Source organism: Streptosporangium minutum, from assembly GCF_002149035.1.
In the GTDB taxonomy this organism is placed as follows: domain Bacteria; phylum Actinomycetota; class Actinomycetes; order Streptosporangiales; family Streptosporangiaceae; genus Streptosporangium; species Streptosporangium minutum.
Genome location: NZ_NGFP01000239.1, coordinates 1 through 14729, shown reverse-complemented (window position 1 = coordinate 14729; position 14729 = coordinate 1). Strand labels below are relative to the sequence as shown.

At 70.2% G+C, this 14729-nt stretch carries 12 protein-coding genes; 9 read left to right on the top strand and 3 right to left on the bottom strand.

Annotated features, from left to right (window positions below):
- Positions 1 to 911: D-alanyl-D-alanine carboxypeptidase family protein (locus CA984_RS35350; RefSeq protein WP_242676348.1), on the bottom strand; the 911-nt coding region annotated here is incomplete at its 3' end.
- Positions 912 to 1005: 94 nt separating this feature from the next.
- On the opposite strand from CA984_RS35350, the gene CA984_RS35345 reads away from it, so the two are divergent.
- Complete coding sequence (locus tag CA984_RS35345) at positions 1006 to 1224, top strand: SCO4848 family membrane protein (RefSeq protein WP_086577762.1); 219 nt, start codon at positions 1006 to 1008, stop codon at positions 1222 to 1224.
- Here the strand turns inward: CA984_RS35345 and CA984_RS35340 are convergent.
- The gene (locus tag CA984_RS35340) at positions 1183 to 2598 is read right to left on the bottom strand and encodes a peptide ligase PGM1-related protein (RefSeq protein WP_086577761.1); all 1416 of its coding nucleotides are present in this window, start codon (positions 2596 to 2598) and stop codon (positions 1183 to 1185) included. The genes CA984_RS35345 and CA984_RS35340 overlap by 42 nt on opposite strands.
- A gap of 486 nt (positions 2599 to 3084) precedes the next feature.
- On the opposite strand from CA984_RS35340, the gene CA984_RS35335 reads away from it, so the two are divergent.
- The 7 genes from CA984_RS35335 to CA984_RS35305 all read left to right on the top strand — a co-directional run bounded on the left by CA984_RS35335 (position 3085) and on the right by CA984_RS35305 (position 12298).
- Complete coding sequence (locus CA984_RS35335; protein ID WP_086577760.1) at positions 3085 to 4326, top strand: amidohydrolase; 1242 nt, start codon at positions 3085 to 3087, stop codon at positions 4324 to 4326.
- A 1109-nt stretch (positions 4327 to 5435) separates the two neighbouring features.
- The gene (locus CA984_RS35330) at positions 5436 to 6503 is read left to right on the top strand and encodes a BMP family lipoprotein (RefSeq protein ID WP_086577759.1); all 1068 of its coding nucleotides are present in this window, start codon (positions 5436 to 5438) and stop codon (positions 6501 to 6503) included.
- A gap of 135 nt (positions 6504 to 6638) precedes the next feature.
- Positions 6639 to 8189: an ABC transporter ATP-binding protein gene (locus tag CA984_RS35325; protein ID WP_086577758.1), complete on the top strand. Its 1551-nt coding sequence runs from the start codon at positions 6639 to 6641 to the stop codon at positions 8187 to 8189.
- A complete protein-coding gene (locus CA984_RS35320; protein WP_242676347.1) occupies positions 8186 to 9331 on the top strand; it encodes an ABC transporter permease in 1146 nt (381 codons plus the stop codon). The genes CA984_RS35325 and CA984_RS35320 overlap by 4 nt, the downstream gene beginning before the upstream one ends.
- Entirely contained in the window at positions 9328 to 10617 is a 1290-nt protein-coding gene (locus tag CA984_RS47420; protein ID WP_086577757.1) for an ABC transporter permease, read from the top strand. Before CA984_RS35320 ends, CA984_RS47420 begins: the two co-directional genes overlap by 4 nt.
- The gene (locus tag CA984_RS35310) at positions 10617 to 11015 is read left to right on the top strand and encodes a cytidine deaminase (protein ID WP_086577756.1); all 399 of its coding nucleotides are present in this window, start codon (positions 10617 to 10619) and stop codon (positions 11013 to 11015) included. The genes CA984_RS47420 and CA984_RS35310 overlap by 1 nt, the downstream gene beginning before the upstream one ends.
- A gap of 2 nt (positions 11016 to 11017) precedes the next feature.
- Entirely contained in the window at positions 11018 to 12298 is a 1281-nt protein-coding gene (locus tag CA984_RS35305) for a thymidine phosphorylase (RefSeq protein ID WP_086577755.1), read from the top strand.
- Between the two features lie 181 nt (positions 12299 to 12479).
- On the opposite strand, the gene CA984_RS35300 is transcribed toward CA984_RS35305, so the two are convergent.
- Complete coding sequence (locus tag CA984_RS35300; protein WP_086577764.1) at positions 12480 to 12851, bottom strand: MarR family winged helix-turn-helix transcriptional regulator; 372 nt, start codon at positions 12849 to 12851, stop codon at positions 12480 to 12482.
- 60 nt (positions 12852 to 12911) lie between these two features.
- Here CA984_RS35300 and CA984_RS35295 point away from each other — a divergent pair, with 60 nt between their 5' ends.
- Positions 12912 to 14363, top strand: a complete 1452-nt coding sequence (locus CA984_RS35295; RefSeq protein WP_086577754.1) for an MFS transporter — start codon at positions 12912 to 12914, stop codon at positions 14361 to 14363.
- Positions 14364 to 14729 lie beyond the last annotated feature (366 nt).

Here is a 14729-nt window from a genome sequence, read left to right as displayed (position 1 = left end):
GGGGTGGGTTCGGGGAGCGGGTCCACCAGCCGGCCGACGGGGACGGCCTTGCCGCGGGTGGCGAAGCCCCAGTCGAGCAGGTCGGCGACCTCGTCCCAGAAGTAACCCTTGTGCCGCATGATCGACACGATGACGGTGTGGCCGTTCCGCCTGGCCGCGCCGACGAAGCTGCCCAGGGCCTTGGAGGTCCAGCCGTTCTTGACGCCGATCATGCCCTTGTAGCGCCAGAGCAGCTTGTTGTGGTTGCCGATCTCGTAGTAGCCCTTGGGCGCGGGAAACTTGTCGACCTTCGTGCTGATATATCGCTGGAAATCGTCATTGGCCAGCCCGGCCCGGGCGATCAGCGCCAGGTCGTAGGCGGAACTGCTCTGGCCCGGCTTGTCCAGCCCGCTCGGCGTCTTGGCCACCGTGTCGAAGGCCTGGAGCCGCTGGGCCTCGGCGTTCATGTCCTGCAGCGTCTTGGCCACGCCGCCGTTGGCCTCGGCCAGCGCCATCGCGCAGTCGTTCCCCGAGACCAGCATCAATGCCTTGAACAGGTCGTCAACGGTGTAGATGGGTTTGGAGACCAGGCCGACGGCGCTGCCCTCCTCGTTCACGGCGCGGCTGCTCGGCTTGACCTTCCGGTCCTTGTCGAGCTTGGGGATGAGGGTGAGCGCGGTCAGGGCCTTGAGCGTGCTCGCCGGGAGGTAGCGCCCGTGGGGGTCCTTGGCGGCGAGCACCTCCCCGGTCTCGGCGTCCGCGATCACGTAGGACTTCGCGGCCGTCTTCGGAGGCGCCTTCACTCCGGCTGGGACGACCAGGCCCCGGTCGCCGAGATCCTTACCGCCGACGGGCCCGCTCTCGGCGTGCGCGGAAACGCCCAGGAAGGTGGTCGCCGCGAGCAGCACCCCGACGGGCGCGACGTATTTCATCCCCATAGTGATCTCAGGGTAGCTTCGTACCGATTCGTATGTGGTGACCCACACGCTGACCTGCGCACAGAGCAGGCAACGGAATACTGATGTCATGCAAATGTCGCGAAAGATCGCTGGATTCCTGGTCGCCCTCGCCGCTTTCATGATCTTCGAGTGGATCAGCCTCGGCTTCAACCTCGCGGACGGCCACCCGACGGCCTTCTACGTGGTGCACGGCATCCTGATCGCGGTGAACCTCGTCCTGGCGATCGTGCTGGGCGTGATCGGCCTACGCGGACTGGTCAAGCGCCCGGAGCGTCCTCTGGTGTAGCTCGGCGGCCTCCTCGGCCGAGTCGCCGATGCTGGTGAAACCGAGCTTGCCGTACTCCGGGACCGCGCCGAGCAGGTGCAGCACGTTGCCCGTGCGGGTCTCGCGGTCGAAGCCGAGACCTCTGTCGTCGATCAGCTCGACGACCTCCGCGGGCGTACGGCCCCGCAGGCAGGCGGCGGTGCAGTTGTCGGTCGCCACGTAGTACTTGGACCGGCCGCCGTGCACGAGCGTCCCGGTGCCGGGGTCGTAGGAGGCGCCCGTGGTGAGCAGGGCGGCGCCGAACGGGTGCGTGGTGCCCCCGATCCGCAGGTTGATCTCGCACAGCAGGGCCCGGTAGCCGGCGTCGGTCTTGACCGCGAAGAAGTCCATGCCGAACAGGCCCACCACGCCCCGGCCGGCGAGGACCCGGGCGATCCGCTCGGCGCACTCGCCCACCTGCGCCCGGTACTCCGGCCGGGCGGGGAAGGCGCAGCCCTGGTAGAGGTCGCCGTTCGGGCCGCCGAGGAGCTGCTCGTGGGTGGCGACCACGTCGTAGGCGCCGCCGGGGGTGATCCTGGCCAGGGCGCTGGGGGAGTGCAGCGGACGGTCCTCGATGAACTCCTCGATCACCGCGCCCCGCTCGGCGATCTTCTCGGCGAACGTCGTCCAGTTCTCGTCCGCCGCCGAGAAGCTCGTGTGGCAGGCGGTGAGCGGCCGCTCATCCTTGACCACGACGGCGTTGCCCAGCCCGGAGTAGCTGTTGTTGAGCTTGACCATCAGCTTGGACCTGGGACTCAGCGCGCGGGCCGCGTGCTCCACCTCGGTCAGCGACCGCAGGTCGGCGAATCCCCGGGCCATCGGCACCCCCGCCTCCTCGGCGATCATGCGTCCGCCGCTCTTGGACCCGAGGTGGGCCAGCGAGGTGGCCGGGCCGTAGATCGGCAGGCCGAGGATCTCGGCGAGCCGCTCCTCGGCCTCGCTGACCACGAACGGCACCATCCAGGCGCCCGCCGTACGGCCGAGCGCCGCGCGGATCCGCGCGACGACATCCGGGCGGCGCAGCAGCGACATGGTGAGCGGCCCCGTGCGCGGATCATCCAAACTGATCATTTGCAGGCGGGTGCGCGCCTCGTCGGGGTCGTCGAGGAAGCCCAGGTAGTAGTCCACGATCGCGGTGTCCACCGGAGCCGAGGACAGGTAGACGACTTCGACGTCCGGCTGCCTGAGGGTGAGCAGGAGGAACAGCAGCCGCTCCTCGTAGCACAGGGCGCCGGTGATCCTGCGCAGCTCGTCCTGGGGGAGCGAGAGTGACGGGATGACCACCAGGGTCCCCTCGTTCGGTTCGAAGATGCTTAATCTGGAATGCTTCTCCCCGAACGGGATATTAGTGATCATATGCGGAGTGAAGCATGCATTCTTCCGGTTTGCATCACTCCCTCGGGTTCGATGACTGGCACCTGAGGTCACGTAAATTGCCAGGTCGCCGAGGTTTCAACGGGGCCGGAAGCGGCCATCGCCGCCGCGGCATCACCCGGTACGGCTACCGCCCCTAGCCCATCCGGACCATCGCCTCTGGTCCGTGTGGGCCAGGAGTCACAGGAGTAGGGGATGGGACGGCAAAACATTTGGCTTAGATGTCGGCGAGGGGCCGTGGAGGAGAGATAAAGTCGATGTCATCGTCAGCACGCCCGGTGGCCTCACACTGGTCCGCCGCTCCTGTGCCGACGGTTCATCAGTCGCACTGGCGTGGCCCATGCACCCACCCCGGCCCATCGGTGCGGCGATCACTTTTTTTCGGGCTGCCTCATGGATCACGTGATTCTGGGCAGTGGCACGGTGCGTCGAGGACTCAGGCTGCTGGCGCGGATAGGACGGTGACCAATGCGGGGGCGTAATTTTCGGGGAGAACTCGACACGTTCCTCGCCGGGCGTGAGCAGGAACTGATCGACTTCCGTCGTGACCTGCACATGCATCCCGAGCTCGCGTTCGCCGAATACCGCACGACGCAGCGCGTCGCCGACCGTCTGACGGCGGCCGGTCTCGTGCCCTCGGTCCTGCCGCGTGGCACCGGCCTGATCTGCGAGGTCGGCAGCGGTGACGGGCCGACCGTGGCGCTGCGGGCCGACATCGACGCGCTTCCCGTGCCGGACGAGAAGGACGTGCCCTACAGCTCCACCGTCCCCGGCGTCTGCCACGCCTGCGGCCACGACGTGCACACCACCATCCTGGTCGGCACCGCGCTCTTCCTCGCCCAGCAGGCGGCGGCCGGGCTGCTGCCCGGCCGGGTCCGGCTGATCTTCCAGCCCGCCGAGGAGCTTCCCGGCGGGGCGCTGGAGGTCATGGCCTCGGGCGGCATCAGCGGCGTCGACCGGATCTTCGGCCTGCACTGCGACCCCCGGACGGACGTCGGCAAGGTGGGCCTGAAGACCGGGCCGATCACCTCCGCCTGCGACAGGGTCTCGATCCGGGTGACCGGCCCCGGCGGGCACACCGCCCGGCCCCATCTCACCGCCGACCTGGTCTTCGCCCTCGCCAAGATTCTCACGGAGCTGCCGGCCGGGCTCTCGCGCCGGGTGGACCCGCGCTCGTCGCTGAGCCTGGTCTGGGGCCGGGTCGAGGCGGGCTCGGTGGCCAACGCGATCCCGGACGACGGCGTCGCCGAGGGCACCGTGCGCTGCCTGGACGAGGAGGCCTGGCACGCGGCCCCCGACCTGATCAAGGAACTGCTCGACTCGGTCGCGGGCGCCTACGGCGTCGAGGCCCGGATGGACTACGCCCGCGGCGTGCCGCCGGTGGTCAACGACGAGGTCAGTGTGCAGATGCTGACCGAGGCCGCGGTCGGAGTGCTCGGCGAGGGCGCTCCCGTGCCGACGCAGCAGAGCCTCGGCGGCGAGGACTTCGGCTGGTACCTGGAGTCCATCCCGGGGGCCTACGCCCGGCTGGGCACCCGCAAGCCGGGCTCGGTCCACCTGGCCGACATCCACCAGGGCACCTTCGACGTGGACGAGACCTGCATCGGCACCGGCGTGCGGTTCCTGGCGGCGACCGCGCTGACCGCCCTCTGGGAGGGGCGGCGTCCCAGCGTCAGCGAGCCGCTCGTGGCACTGAACCTGGACAAGTAGCGCGCCGACCGCTCGGAGCCGCTCCTCGGTGGAGCGACACCGAACCTGGACAGGTAGTGCGCCGGCCGGCTGGAGCCGCTCTTCGGTGGAGCGACACCGGACCTGGACAGGTAGCGCGCCGATCGCCCGGAGCCGCTCCTCGGTGGAGCGGTCCGGGCGGACGTGCCCGATAATTCCCGGTGAATGGGCCCGGGGGATATTCGGCGTGGTTCCGGTCCGCGCTTCCGCGGTTATGGCCGCTCCCTTACCCGAGGGAATGAGGGCCGTGCCCCCGGGCCTGGATTCGGCGCCGGATGGGTGGTGAGCCGTGGCGTCGCGCGGATATCCCGGTGGAGCGCAATGGCCTTTCCCCGACGCTTCCGCGAGACTCCGCCCGCTGTGAAGGGCATGGCGCCCGGCGGGCGGGCGGGGAGCCGTGGCGACCGTCCCCGCGGTCCGCCCCGACGGCGCGTCCGGAGCCGTCAGAGGGGGCCTGATCTTCCGGGCAGCCGAATTTTCTTCGGTTCTCACCCGCCCGCGCGCTCGCGATCGGCCCCCCCGGACGGCGCCGGGACGGAGGCTGTCGCCGCGGTCGATCCGCCTCGGGCGGAGGCGCGGCCGCCCCACCGCCGCGGGTGCCCGGAATGACGCCCGCCATAGCCGGCCCCGGGTGGGGACGGCTTTTCCGAAAGGGAAAGACAGGTCAATTGACCGCCTTTTCTGGAAAACTCGGAGAGCTTTTTGAAATGGCGGAGCGGCCCCTTTTTCGATATGAATTCGATGCGTCGGCGGGGGCCCGGGAGCCGGAGGGCCCGCCGTGGACGTCACCGGCCGGAGAGAGGGGCGGGACGGGCGGCGGGACGAGGTCCGCGGTGCCGGTCCGGCGTATCGGGTGGTGAGCCCGTCGCGGCGGGCGCCCCCCGGTCCGGGCGTCCCGCCGGGCGGCCCGGGGGCGAGTGAGAGGCGTCCGCTCCGGTCACAGTCGCGAATGAGGTCGGTAACAGGCAGGTTGCGGACTCGGGTGCTGGTTTGGAGTGGTCTATCTGACCAACTATCTTCCGTGCAGGGTTGCCGTGCGTTTCTTCGCGCGTGCACAAAATTTGGTACGGCGGAGAGACGGAGGAGTCACCTTGCTTCGCAGTCGGTTCGGCAAGATGGCAATGGCCACTACGGCGGGGGCCATGCTCATGGCTGCGGCCGCGTGTGGTGGCGGCAGCGGCGATTCGGGAGCGAGCACCGAGACCCAGGGGGCGAGCAGCGAGGCCCCCAAGGCGGACGGCCTCAAGATCGGTCTCGCCTTCGACGTCGGCGGCCGCGGCGACAAGTCCTTCAACGACTCGGCCTACGCGGGCCTGGAGCGTGCGCAGAAGGAACTGGGCGCCGAGATCAAGGACCTCAGCCCCGCCGCGGACGGCTCCAACCGCGGTGAGCTGCTCCGCCAGCTCGCCAACGCGGGCTACAACCCGATCATCGGCGTCGGCTTCGCCTACGGCGAGGACATCAAGGCGGCTGCCACCGAATACCCGGACATCCAGTTCGCGGTCGTCGACTCGGCCTCCAACGCGCCGAACGTGACCGGTCTGCTCTTCGCCGAGGAGCAGGGCTCCTACCTGGCGGGCGTGGCGGCGGCCGACAAGAGCAAGTCCAGCCACCTGGGCTTCGTCGGCGGCGTCGAGAACGACCTGATCAAGAAGTTCCAGGCCGGCTTCGAGGCGGGCGCCAAGTCGGTCAAGTCGGACATCAAGATCGACGTCAAGTACCTGACCCCCGACGGCGACTTCAGCGGCTTCAAGGCCCCGGACAAGGGCAAGATCGCCGCCGAGAAGATGTACCAGGACGGCGCGGACATCGTCTACCACGCCTCCGGCGACTCGGGCCTGGGCGTCTTCCAGGCGGCGGCCGCGGCGGGCAAGCAGGCCATCGGCGTCGACTCCGACCAGTACGAGACGGTCAAGGAGGCCGACCTCAAGAAGGTCATCATGACCTCCATGATCAAGCGCGTCGACGTCGGCGTGTTCGAGTTCATCAAGGCCTTCCAGGGCGGCGCCAAGGGCGGCTCCAACACCGTCTACGACCTGAAGGTCGACGGCGTGGGCCTGTCCACCTCCGGCGGGTTCATCGACGACGTCGCCGCCAAGGTCGACGAGGCCAAGAAGAAGATCGTCGACGGTTCGGTCACCGTTCCGGCGAAGCCGTGAATCCGTTCCCCCGCGTATCCGGCCGGATACGCGGGGGAACTACCTCCGGGAGGTGAGGGCACACCCCGGCCCCTCGCCTCCCTCCCTCTCTCCGCCCCGATTCCGTGAGCCGGCCAGGCTCTCCAGGAGAACGCATTGTCGACGAGCTCGGACACCCTCGCCGCGGCGCCACCCGCCGTGGAGCTGGAGGGAATCACCAAGCGCTTCCCCGGTGTCGTCGCCAACCATGACATCCGGATCGCCGTCGAACCCGGTACGGTCCACGCCATCGTGGGTGAGAACGGCGCCGGCAAGTCCACGCTGATGAAAATCCTGTACGGGATGCAGCGGCCGGACGAGGGCAGGATCCGCGTCCACGGCGAGGACGTCAACTTCCGCACTCCCAGTGACGCGATCGCGGCGGGGATCGGAATGGTGCACCAGCACTTCATGCTGGCCGACTACCTCACGGTGCTGGAGAACATCGTCCTCGGCGCCGAGCCGCGCAAGGGCGGCCTGCTGGACACCGCGGGCGCGCGCAAGCGCATCAACCAGCTGGCCGAGACCCACGGGCTCCGGGTCGACCCCGACAGGCTCGTCGAGGACCTCGGCGTCGGCGACCGGCAGCGGGTGGAGATCCTCAAGGTCCTGTACCGCGGCGCCCGCATCCTCATCCTCGACGAGCCCACGGCCGTCCTCGTGCCGCAGGAGGTCGATGAGCTCTTCGCCAACCTGCGCGAGCTCAAGGCCGAGGGCCTCACCGTCATCTTCATCTCGCACAAGCTCGACGAGGTGCTGAGCATCGCCGACGCGATCACGGTGATCAGGCGCGGCACCACGGTCGCCGCCGTCGATCCCGCCTCGGTCACCGCCCGGCAGCTCGCCGAGCTGATGGTCGGCAGCGAGCTGCCCACCCCGGAGACCCGGGAGTCCACGGTCACCGACCGCGTCGTGCTCGACGTGCGGGACGTGACGATCCAGCGGGGCGCGGCCAAGCCGCTCCTGGAGGACGTCAGCTTCCCGGTGCGTGCCGGCGAGGTCGTGGGCATCGCGGGGGTCGAGGGCAACGGCCAGTCCGAGCTGATCGAGGCCATCATGGGCCTGCAGACGCTCAGCCGGGGACGGATCGTCCTCGGCGAGGACGACATCACCACCTGGTCGACGCTCCGCCGGCGCGAGGCCGGCATCGGCTACATCCCGGAGGACCGGCACCGCCAGGGACTCCTGCTGGAGGCGCCCCTGTGGGAGAACCGGGTGCTCGGTCACCAGACCAGGGAGCCCGCCCGCAAGGGGATCTGGGTGAACCGCGCGGCCTCGCGCAAGGACACCGAGCGCATCGTCGCCGAATACGACGTCCGTACGCCGAGCATCGACACCCTCGCCCTGGCGCTCTCCGGCGGAAACCAGCAGAAGCTGATCGTCGGGCGGGAGATGAGCGGTGAGCCGAAGTTCCTCATCGCCGCCCATCCGACCCGCGGGGTGGACGTCGGCGCCCAGGCCGCGATCTGGGACCACCTGCGCACCGCCCGCGCCGCGGGTCTCGCCGTACTGCTGATCTCCGCCGACCTCGACGAGCTGATCGGCCTGTCGGACTGTCTTCACGTCATCTACAGCGGGCGCATGGTCGCCCGCCTCGACCCGAGTCAGGTCACCCCCGAGCAGCTCGGCGGATACATGACCGGAGCCATCGCCGAGGAGCAGTCATGATGCCCGCGAGGCTGCAACGCACGCTGCTGACCCTGGCGGGCGCGGTGGTGGCGGTCCTGCTCGCCGTCGCGATATCGAGTATCGCGATCCTCGCGGCCGGGGCCAGCCCGATCACCGCCCTTGAGGCGATGTTCGACTTCGGCGACACCCAGGCGCAGGTGGCCACCGCCGTCGCGTTCATCCTCAACCGCGCCGTCCCGCTGTTCATCGCCGGTCTCGCGGTCGCCATCGGCTTCCGGATGAACCTCTTCAACATCGGCATCGAGGGCCAGTACCGCCTCGCGGCGATCGTCGCCGCCTTCGTGGGCTCCCAGTTCGTGCTGCCCGGCCCGATCCAGATCACGTTGATCATCGTCGTGGCGATGCTGGTGGGCGGTCTCTACGCGCTGATTCCCGCCGTGCTCAAGGTGACGCGCGGTGTGAACGAGGTGATCTCCACGATCATGCTCAACTACATCGCGATCAACCTCGCCGCCTTCCTGGTCCGGGGCCCGTTCACCGGGGAGAGGGAGGCCGGCCAGCTCACGACGTCCACCCCCCAGCTGCCCGAGTCGGCCTGGTTCCCCAACCTGAACTTCCTGTTCGAGATGTTCGGCCTGCCGGCCCCGCGCGGTGGCCTGTGGGGCTTCCTGATCGTCGCGATCCTGGTGGGTGTGATCATCTGGGTGGTGCTCGAACGGACCAGGTTCGGCTTCGAGGTCAAGGCCAGCGGCCTGAACGCCTCGGCCGCCCTCGCCTCGGGGGTCAACCCCAAGCGCATGGTGATCTCCGCGATGGTCCTCTCCGGCGCCATCGCCGGCCTCATCGGCATGCCGGAGATCCTCGGCCGCACCCATGCCTACGGCTCGAACTTCACCGCGGGCCTCGGCTTCCTCGGCATCGCGGTCGCCCTGCTCGGCAGGAACAAGCCGGTCGGCATCGCGGTGGCTGCGCTGCTCTTCGGCTTCCTCGACCGGGCCGCCGCCCCGCTCCAGTTCGCCGACATCCCGCCGTCCGTCATCGCCATCATCCAGGGCACGATCGTGCTCCTGGTCGTGATCGCCAACGAGATCACCAGCCGGGTGTCGATGCGCCAGGAGGAACGGCGGGCCGCCCGCCAACTCGACACCACCAGCCAAGCCCAAGCAGAGGTGGCCGCATGACCACGTCCGTGGCAGCCTCCGAGGCCCGCCGTGTGCGCCGTTACCATCTGGCGCTCGTCGGTGTGGCGCTGCTCATCCTGCTCCTGTCGCTCGCCCGCCTTGTCGCGGACGCCCCCGAGCTCACCTCGTCGGGCACGTTCGCGGCGGCCCTGCTGCTCGCCGTGCCCATCGCGCTGGCCGGACTCGGCGGCCTGTGGGCGGAGCGGGCGGGCATCGTCAACATCGGCCTCGAAGGCATGATGGTGCTCGGCACCTGGTTCGCCGGATGGGCCGGCTACCAGTGGGGTGCCGCCGCGGCGCTGATCGCCGGTCTGATCGGCGGGGCGCTCGGCGGCCTGATCCACGCGATCGCGACCGTGACGTTCGGCGTCGACCACATCATCAGCGGTGTGGCGATCAACCTCCTGGGGCCGGGCGTCACCCGCTTCCTGTCCGAGGTGCTGTACGCCCAGGGCACGCCCGCGGCCGAGAAGGGCGCGGGCATCACGACGTCGCCCACGCTCGCCTCCGAGGCTCCGAGCGTCAGCCTGCCGCTCCTGTCCGACGGTCCGGATCTGCTCGGGAAGCTGGAGAGCACGCACTGGTTCCTGATCTCGGATGTCGCGGGGATCCTGCGCGGCCTCACGCATGATGTGAACGTGCTGGTCATCCTGGCGGTGGCGCTGATCCCGCTGACGTTCTTCGTGCTCTGGCGCACGGCCTTCGGGCTCCGGCTGCGCTCGTGCGGTGAGAACCCGTGGGCGGCCGAGTCGCTGGGCGTCAACGTCTACCTGACCAAATACGTCGCGACCGTCATCTCGGGCGCGCTGGCCGGTCTCGGCGGCGTGTTCCTGGTCTTCGTCACCACCAAGTACGTCGAGGGGCAGACCGCGGGCCGGGGGTTCATCGGCCTGGCGGCAATGATCTTCGGCAACTGGCGGCCGGGCGGTCTCGCCGCCGGCGCCTCCCTGTTCGGCTACGCCGACGGCCTGCAGCTGCGCAGCTCCCAGGCCGTCACCGGGCTGCTGCTCTTCGGCGCCTTGCTGCTGCTCATCTACACCGGCGCGGAGGTCCGCAGGCGTCTGGCCGCGGGCGAGCCCGGTGTCAGGCAGTACACCGGCGCCGTGGCGGCCTCGCTCGCCGCCATCGTGCTGCTCTGGCTCTGGATGACCGTCGACAAGCTGCCCAACGAGTTCGTCTTCATCACGCCGCACGTGCTGACGCTGCTGGTTCTTTCGGCGGCTTCGCAGAGCCTGCGAATGCCCAAGGCCGACGGTGTGCGCTATCGCCGAGGGGAACAGCACTGATGGACCTGATCGACTGGGCCGCGCTGAAGGCGGAGGCCGTACGGGCCATGGGGAACGCCTACGCCCCCTACTCCAAGTTCCCCGTCGGCGCCGCCGCGCTGGTGGACGACGGCCGGATCGTGTCCGGCTGCAACGTGGAGAACGCCTCCTACGGCGTCGGGCTGTGCGCGGAGTGCGGGCTGGTGTCGGCGCTGCAGGCCACCGGCGGCGGCCGGCTGATCGCCTTCACCTGCGTGGACGGGCACGAGGAGCTGCTCATGCCGTGCGGGCGGTGCCGCCAGCTCCTGTACGAGTTCGGCGGTGCCGGGCTGCTCGTGGAGACCGTGGACGGTCCCAAGCCGATGGCGGAGATCCTGCCGTACGCCTTCGGACCCGAAGATCTGAGCCGGGGGGCTTGAGCATGGACGTGATCGACGTCATCGTCACCAAGCGGGACGGCCGGGAGCTGTCCGTCGAGCAGATCGACTGGGTGATCGACGCCTACACCAAGGGCGTCGTCGCCGACGAGCAGATGTCCTCCCTCGCGATGGCGATCCTGCTCAACGGCATGACCCGGCGGGAGATCGGCGAGTGGACCCGGGCCATGATCCGGTCCGGGGCCCGGATGGACTGGTCGGCGCTGCCCGGCCGTACCACCGACAAGCACTCGACCGGCGGCGTCGGCGACAAGATCACGCTGCCGCTGGCCCCGCTGGTCGCCGCGTGCGGCGGCTACGTGCCCCAGCTCTCCGGCCGGGGACTCGGCCACACCGGCGGCACCCTGGACAAGCTGGAGTCCATCCCGGGCTGGCGGGCGTCCCTGTCCAACCAGGAGATGCTCGACGTGCTCGGTGCGGCCGGCGCGGTCATCTGCGCGGCGGGTGACGGGCTGGCCCCGGCCGACAAGAAGCTCTACGCGCTGCGCGACGTCACCGGCACCGTCGAGTCGATCCCGCTGATCGCCTCCTCGATCATGTCGAAGAAGATCGCTGAGGGCACCGGGGCGCTGGTGCTGGACGTCAAGGTCGGCTCCGGCGCCTTCATGAAGACCGTGGAGCGGGCCCGGGAGCTGGCCACGACCATGGTCGAGCTGGGCGCCGACGCCGGCGTCGAGACCGTCGCGCTGCTCACCGCCATGGACCGGCCGCTGGGTCGCGCCGTGGGCAACGCCCTGGAGGTCACCGAGTCCGTCGAGGTGCTCGCCGGCGGCGGGCCCGACGACGTGGTCGAGCTGACCGTACGGCTGGCGCGCGAGATGCTGCAGGCCGCGGGCCTGTCCGGGGGCAAGGACCCGGAGCGGGCGCTGAAGGACGGTTCGGCGATGGACGCCTGGCGCCGGATGATCAGTGCGCAGGGCGGGGACCCGGACGCCCTGCTGCCGAGGGCCGCCGAGACCATGGAGATCACCGCGCCCTCGTCCGGGGTGCTGGCCGGACTCGACGCGTACGGCGTGGGCCTGGCCGCCTGGCGGCTCGGCGCGGGCCGGGAGCGCAAGGAGGACCCGGTGTCCTTCGGCGCGGGCATCATGCTGCACGCCCGGCCGGGCGACCTGGTCCGCGAGGGGCAGCCGCTGATGACCCTGCACGCCGACGAGACGTCCCGCTTCGAGCGGGCGCTCGCCGCGCTGGAGGGCGCCTACGTGATCGGCGAGACCGCCGACCCCGGCCTGCTCCCGCTGGTGATCGACCGCATCACCGCCTGAGCGTCGTCCGGCGGACCGCCTCCCCGCCCGGCAGGGCCGGGAGGCGGCCCTGTCCGCGGGGCTGAGCGGCCCGGAGACGGGTCCAGATGCCGGTGGCGCAGTCTCGCGTCTGAGCTTGTCCGGGCGGGGGAGACGGTCCCACGGAGCCCTCCTGGGGCGTTCTGGCGCCGTGTGCGGGCCGCTAGGGGGCGAAGATGTCCGCCAGCACGGTGCGATGGGTGGTCAGCGCCGCCGCGTGACGCGCGCGGCCCTCCTCGGTGATGAGGACGAAGACGCCCCGCCGGTCGGCCTCGCACATCCCCCGGCAGACCAGTCCCGACTTCTCCAGGCGGGCGATAAGTCGTGAGCAGGCGCTCTGGCTCAGGTGGACCGCGTCGGCCACCTCCTGGACCCGGTATTTCTCCTGGCCGCCCTCGACCATCCGCTCCAGGACCTCGAACTCGCTCATCCCGAGCCGGTGTCTCTCGGAGAGCTCACGCTCCAGCGCGCAGGCGGCAGCGGCATGTTTGGCCAGCACATCTCGCCACGCGCGGACGGCGTACTCCTCGCTCATGCCGCGGAGCGTACCATGCGTGAACATTAAATGCATACGAATTAAATTCTCTTGCATTAGATGCGTCTGCATGTATTGTTGGCCGACATGATCCCCTCCTCCAACGGCGGGCGCTGGGACGCGCGCCTCTGGGCCGCGCTCACGGTGCTCTGCGCTGTCGTGTTCCTCGACGCCCTCGACGTCTCGATGGTGGGCGTCGCCCTGCCGTCCATCCAGGCCGACCTCGGCCTGTCCACCTCCTCCCTGCAATGGGTGGTCAGCGGCTACGTGCTCGGATACGGCGGTCTGCTCCTGCTCGGGGGCCGCACCGCCGACCTGCTCGGGCGGCGCAGGGTCTTCCTGGTCGCGCTGGCGGTCTTCGCCGTGGCCTCTCTGCTCGGCGGCCTGGTCAGCGACGGCACGCTGCTGATCGCCGCCCGTTTCGTCAAGGGGATCAGCGCCGCCTTCACCGCCCCCGCCGCGCTGTCCATCATCACCACGACCTTCGCCGAGGGCCCGGCCCGCAACAGGGCCCTCAGCATCTTCACCGCCTCCGGCGCCAGCGGCTTCTCCCTGGGCCTGGTCATCTCGGGATTCCTGACCGAGCTCGGCTGGCGATGGACCTTCCTCATGCCGGTCCCCGTCGCGATCATCGCCCTGGTCGCGGCCCTGAGGTTCCTGCCCAAGCGCCGCGAGGAGAGGGCCGAGGGCGGCTACGACCTCATCGGCGCGACGACCATCACCGGCTCGATGCTGCTGCTGGTGTTCGCCGTGGTGGAGGCCCCCGAGGCGGGCTGGGGCTCGGTCCGCACGATCGTCACCCTCGCCGCCGCCGTGGCCCTGCTGGTCGTGTTCGTGCTGGCCGAGCAGCGGGTCAGGCACCCGCTGGTACGGCTCGGCATCCTGCGCTCGGGGCCGATCGTCCGGGCCAACCTCGGCCTGGTGATCCTGTTCGGCTCCTACGTCGGCTTCCAGTTCGTGGCCATGCAGTACTTCCAGAACTTCCTGCACTGGTCGGCGCTGGAGACCGCCCTGGCGTTCCTGCCCGCCGGACTGCTGGTGGCCGTGACGTCCACCAAGATGGGCAGCCTGGCCGACCGGTTCGGCACCGCCCGGCTGATCGTGATCGGCTCGGCCGCGCTGGCCGCCGGATACGCCTTCTTCCTGCGGGTGGACGGCGCCCCCAGCCTGGCCACCCTCATCATCCCCGGCATGGTCCTGCTGGGCATCGCCTTCGCCCTTTCCTTCCCGTCGCTGAACATCCAGGCCACCAACGGCGTCGCGGACGACGAGCAGGGGCTGGCCTCCGGCCTGCTCAACACCTCCGGGCAGGTCGGCGGCGCGGTCGTGCTGGCCATCGTGACGGCGGTGCTCACCTCGAACACGAGCGCCGACCCGATCGACGGCTTCCGCGCCGCGATCACGGTCTCCGGCATCCTCGGGCTGGTCGGCCTGGTGATCGCCCTCACCGGTCTCCGCCGTCCCCGTACGGCCGTCGCCGTCGAGGACGAGAGGGTGCTGGAGACCGTCTGACGGCACTCGCGCGGCCGCCCGGGGCACACGGCCCGGCGCGGAGCGCGGGACGGCCGCCGCCGGGGACGGGGGTCCCGGCGGCGGCCTTGTCGCGTGTCGCCGCCTCGACCGCCGGCGGGGTCCCTGACTCCCTCCTCGACCCGCTGTCACGATCTGGCCGCGGCTGATCCGGCCTATGGGGTGAACCACTCCCGGGTCCGGGGCATCTAACGAGCCAGGAGGCCCACCATGAAGCGCACCAGCGTCGCACTCGCCCTCGTCCCGCTCGCCCTGTTCGCCGCCGGCTGCGGCGCCGCCGCGCCGCCGGAGGCCGCGTCGGTGTCCTCGTCCTCGCCCGCCCCCACGGCGGCTCCGACTCCGCCGCCC

Excerpts from the sequence above, each read along its gene's own strand:
- CA984_RS35345 (WP_086577762.1), top strand. The coding sequence starts at position 1,006 with ATGCAAATGTCGCGAAAGATCGCTGGATTCCTGGTCGCCCTCGCCGCT.
- CA984_RS35340 (WP_086577761.1), bottom strand. The coding sequence starts at position 2,598 with ATGATCACTAATATCCCGTTCGGGGAGAAGCATTCCAGATTAAGCATC.
- CA984_RS35335 (WP_086577760.1), top strand. The coding sequence starts at position 3,085 with ATGCGGGGGCGTAATTTTCGGGGAGAACTCGACACGTTCCTCGCCGGG.
- CA984_RS35320 (WP_242676347.1), top strand. The coding sequence starts at position 8,186 with ATGATGCCCGCGAGGCTGCAACGCACGCTGCTGACCCTGGCGGGCGCG.
- CA984_RS47420 (WP_086577757.1), top strand. The coding sequence starts at position 9,328 with ATGACCACGTCCGTGGCAGCCTCCGAGGCCCGCCGTGTGCGCCGTTAC.
- CA984_RS35310 (WP_086577756.1), top strand. The coding sequence starts at position 10,617 with ATGGACCTGATCGACTGGGCCGCGCTGAAGGCGGAGGCCGTACGGGCC.
- CA984_RS35305 (WP_086577755.1), top strand. The coding sequence starts at position 11,018 with ATGGACGTGATCGACGTCATCGTCACCAAGCGGGACGGCCGGGAGCTG.
- CA984_RS35300 (WP_086577764.1), bottom strand. The coding sequence starts at position 12,851 with ATGAGCGAGGAGTACGCCGTCCGCGCGTGGCGAGATGTGCTGGCCAAA.
- CA984_RS35295 (WP_086577754.1), top strand. The coding sequence starts at position 12,912 with ATGCGTCTGCATGTATTGTTGGCCGACATGATCCCCTCCTCCAACGGC.